The sequence below is a fragment of the Streptomyces kebangsaanensis genome, assembly GCF_001906585.1.
Lineage (GTDB): Bacteria > Actinomycetota > Actinomycetes > Streptomycetales > Streptomycetaceae > Streptomyces > Streptomyces kebangsaanensis.
The window spans coordinates 1-3,773 of the sequence record NZ_JUJA01000076.1 but is presented as its reverse complement, the minus strand read 5'-3'; the positions used below and the strand labels follow the sequence as shown (position 1 = coordinate 3,773).

1 protein-coding gene, 1 tRNA gene and 2 pseudogenes are annotated in these 3,773 nt (G+C 68.8%); 2 read left to right on the top strand and 2 right to left on the bottom strand.

Features of this window, described 5'->3' with window-relative positions; translation table 11 throughout:
• Positions 1–302, top strand: a pseudogene (locus RH94_RS43010) (cyclase family protein); the annotation flags it as partial.
• Between the two features lie 662 nt (positions 303–964).
• On the opposite strand, the gene RH94_RS11015 reads toward RH94_RS43010, so the two are convergent.
• Entirely contained in the window at positions 965–2,092 is a 1,128-nt protein-coding gene (locus RH94_RS11015) for an integrase core domain-containing protein (RefSeq protein WP_234425686.1), read from the bottom strand.
• Positions 2,093–2,141: 49 nt separating this feature from the next.
• On the opposite strand from RH94_RS11015, the pseudogene RH94_RS11010 reads away from it, so the two are divergent.
• Positions 2,142–3,275: pseudogene (locus RH94_RS11010) on the top strand (IS256 family transposase); the annotation flags it as partial.
• A 214-nt stretch (positions 3,276–3,489) separates the two neighbouring features.
• On the opposite strand, the gene RH94_RS11005 reads toward RH94_RS11010, so the two are convergent.
• Positions 3,490–3,566: transfer RNA gene (locus tag RH94_RS11005), tRNA-Met, on the bottom strand.
• Positions 3,567–3,773 lie beyond the last annotated feature (207 nt).

Sequence of the window (3,773 nt, the reverse complement as noted above, 5' to 3'; positions counted from 1 at the left end):
CCGCCGACACCCCAAGTCCGGGAATCAGCCTGGACGCGGTGCGCTGGATGCACCGTCGGGGGGTCGCCATCGTCGCCCCGGACAGGGGTGACGCGCATCCTCCGCTGAATCCGGACGAACCCTCCCCGCTGCACGGGGTGGCGCTCGGCCGGATGGCGATGCCGCTTCTCGACGTGCCGCAGCTGGACGACCTCGCAGCTTTGTGTGCGCGGCTGAAGCGCTACACTTTCCTGCTCACCATCGCCCCGCCGCGCATCCACGGCCTGACCGGTGTGCCGGTCAACCCCATCGCCATGTTCTGACCGGGGGACGATCAGCGCCCTTCGGGATCCGTGCACGCTCCACCCCGGACGGGAGGACGCGTCGCGACGACCACACGCAGACAGGTCGTCGCGACGCAGCAGCGTTCGACAACCGGCCCGCCGGGAAGGAGCGGTCCCGCGGTCGACGACCTGGCGCGACGACTCACCCCACGGGTGCGGATCCGGCGGCCGACCGGATCCTGCACGACGGCCCGCCGACTCCGTCGACGGGCCGTTCCGCTTTCCGTGACCAGGGGCGGGCAGGTCGGCGGCCCGGGCTCTCAGCCTGTGGCGGAGTCCAAGTGCGGCAACGGGCGTACGGCTTGGGCATTGCTCCCTCCTTCCAGCCCGCCTCACGGCAGGGCCGGGAGTGTCTGACTTGTTGAATCGACCGCATGCGCTCGGTCTGCAGCCGTAGCGTCCAGGGTGCCGGTCGGCACGGCTCGTGTAGTGTCTTGCCGCCCTGCGGGCTGGCTCATGATTAGCGTGCTGCCGCCGTCCGGCACCCGCGCGGTGTGGCTCGACAGAGGCATGAATGTGTGTGACTGCTACTTCAAGTCAGAGTGCCCACCGCACATTTCTGCCCGTCAGCCGCCAGGTCAGGATGCGCATGATCATCATCGGGATCGATCCTGTGCCGCTTGGAAAGTCATCGCTGCTGGTCAAGCCGCATATCGGTACTCGTTGATCGCTCCGCCGAGGATGCGGGTGCGTAGGAGTTTGCCGGGATGGCCGTGCTGGCGTTCGGCGGCGGGTTCCTCGCTCACGTCGGGCGGGAGTTGGTCCCGGGCCTGGTGAGGCCGGTGCCCGTTGTAGTGATCTTGGTACCGGCCGAGGACGCGACGCGCATGGGCCTCGTTCACGATCAGCACGTGGTCCAGGGCTTCCCGGCGGATCGTGCCGATCACGCGCTCGGAGTGGGCGTTCATTCGCGGCGCCCGGGGCGCGCTGAACAGCACGTCCACGTCCTCTGACTGGAAGACGGCGTCGAAGGCCTCGGTGTACTTGGTGTCGCGGTCGCGCAGCATGAAACGCAGGGACTCCATCCGTGTGCCGAAGTCAGCGGCGAGGTTGCGCGCCTGCTGCACCGCCCACTGGCCGGTCGGGTGGGCGGTAACGCCGGTCAGGTGCAGGCGCCGGGTGCCGTGCTCGAGGAACGCCAGCACATACAGGCGCTTGCCCAGGACGGTGTCGAGGTGGAAGAAGTCCGCGGCAATGATCCCCTCGGCCTGGGCAGTGAGGAACGCGCGCCAGCCGGGGCCGGAGCGGCGTGGGGCCGGGTCGATGCCCGCAGCGTTGAGGATCTGCCAGACGGTGGACGGCGAGATCGGGTGCCCCAGCCGGGCCAGCTCGCCCTGAATCCGGCGATGGCCCCACCTCGAATTCTCCTCGGCCAGGCGCAGGACGAGCTTCTTCAGCGCGGCCGGGGTCGGGGGTCGGCCGGTGCGGCCGCGGCGCTTGGAATAGTCCCACTTCTTCGCGATCAGCCTGCGGTGCCAGGCCAGTACGGTGCCGGGCTGGACCGGGAAGACCTGCGCCCAGCGACGGCGCGGTATCAGCGAGGACAGGGCAGCAAACCAGAACCGGTCGGCCGGCTCGTAGCGCACCGGTCCTGCGAGTTGGCGGCGCAGGACCGTGTTCTCGTGCCGCAGCACGAACAGTTCAGCTTCCTTCGTGGTGTCGCGGCGCAGCAGTATGCCGGGGACGGCCAGCAGCTTCCGGGTCACCCTGTACAGCAGCGAGACGATCACCACGACAGCATCCCAGCTGCTACCGACGCTCCAGGACATGGGTACGCACCTGCAGCGATGACTTTCCGAGCGGTACAAGATCAGCACGATGACCGCACCCGACAGTCTGCCCCTGCACGCCCTCGCCGAGGACAACCTCGCCGCGGCGAGTCCCGATCTGCTGCGCGCGATGATCAAGACGTTTGCCGACGCCCTCATGTCCGCCGAGGCCGACGCCCTCTGCAACGCCGAATACGGCCAGGTCAGCGAGGAACGCGTCAACCATCGCAACGGCTATCGCCCGCACGAGTGGGACACCCGCGCCGGCACCGTCGAGTTGGCCATCCCCAAGCTCAGGTCCGGAAGTTACTTCCCGCACTGGCTGCTGGAGCGCCGCCGCCGGGCCGAGCAGGCCCTCATCAGCGTGGTCGCCACCGCCTACCTGCTCGGGGTCTCCACCCGCAGAGTCGAGAAGCTCGCCGAGTCCCTCGGCGTCACCCAGCTGTCGAAGTCCCAGGTCAGCGCGATGGCCAAGCACCTGGACGAACAGGTCGCCGCCTTCCGCAACCGGCCTCTGGACGCCGGACCGTATGCCTTCGTCTGGGTCGACGCCCTGACCCAGAAGGTCCGCGAGGGCGGCCGCATCATCAACGTCCACGCGCTCATCGCGGTCGGCGTCAACGCCGACGGCCACCGCGAGATCCTCGGCCTGGACGTGGCCACCGCCGAGGACGGCGCCGGCTGGCTCGCCTTCCTGCGCTCCCTGACCGCCCGCGGCCTGTCCGGCGTCCAGCTCGTCGTCTCCGACGCGCACGCCGGCCTGGTCGACGCGATCGGCGCGGTGCTGCCCGGCGCCTCGTGGCAGCGGTGCCGCACCCACTACGCAAGGAACCTGCTCTCCCAGGTCCCGAAGTCGGCTCAACCGTGGGTGGCCACCCTGCTGCGGACCGTCTTCGAACAGCCCGACACCGACGCCGTGAGAGCCCAGATGCGGCACGTGCTCGAGGCCCTGGAGGCCAAGTTCCCCAAGGCCGCTGAGCACCTGGATGCCGCCCAGGCAGACCTGCTGGCGTTCACCGCGTTCCCGCGGGAGAGCTGGCGGCAGATCTGGTCGAACAACCCGCAGGAACGGCTCAACAAAGAGATCCGACGCCGCACCGACGTGGTCGGCATCTTCCCCGACCGCACCGCCCTGATCCGGCTGGTCGGCGCGGTCCTGGCCGAGCAGAACGACGAGTGGACCNCCCGCCGCTACATGGGACTCGACCTGCTCGCCAAGGCACGCCTCCACCCGATCGAGTCAGAAACCGACGACACCGTCCTGCCCACCGAACTCACCGCATAGCTTCAAAGACGAGATCACCGAGTGGCCGTCGATACACCACTCCAGCGGACGTGACCGGCAGACCGAAGCCGTGGGCGCATGCGGAGGGGCCCGGAGACCGGGCCCCTCACTGTGGTAGCGGGGACAGGATTTGAACCTGCGACCTCTGGGTTATGAGCCCAGCGAGCTACCGAGCTGCTCCACCCCGCGTCGACACCACCAACAATACACGCCAGTCAGGGCAGGATGCGTCCCGGAAGATTTCAAGTCCAGTGAGACGGTTGGGGCGCTATGAGGTTTGTGGTGCGGGTTCCCTGCGTCTGGCCGGGTCGTTGATCCACGCCTGCTGGGGTATCCGGGGTGGTCGGGGGCGGCGGCCGAAGCGTTCGGGGTGGCGGGCGTATGCCTCGGCGAGGG

Bases quoted from the DNA above. Each gene is read 5' to 3' on its own strand.
- RH94_RS11015 (WP_234425686.1), bottom strand. From the start codon at position 2,092: ATGTCCTGGAGCGTCGGTAGCAGCTGGGATGCTGTCGTGGTGATCGTC.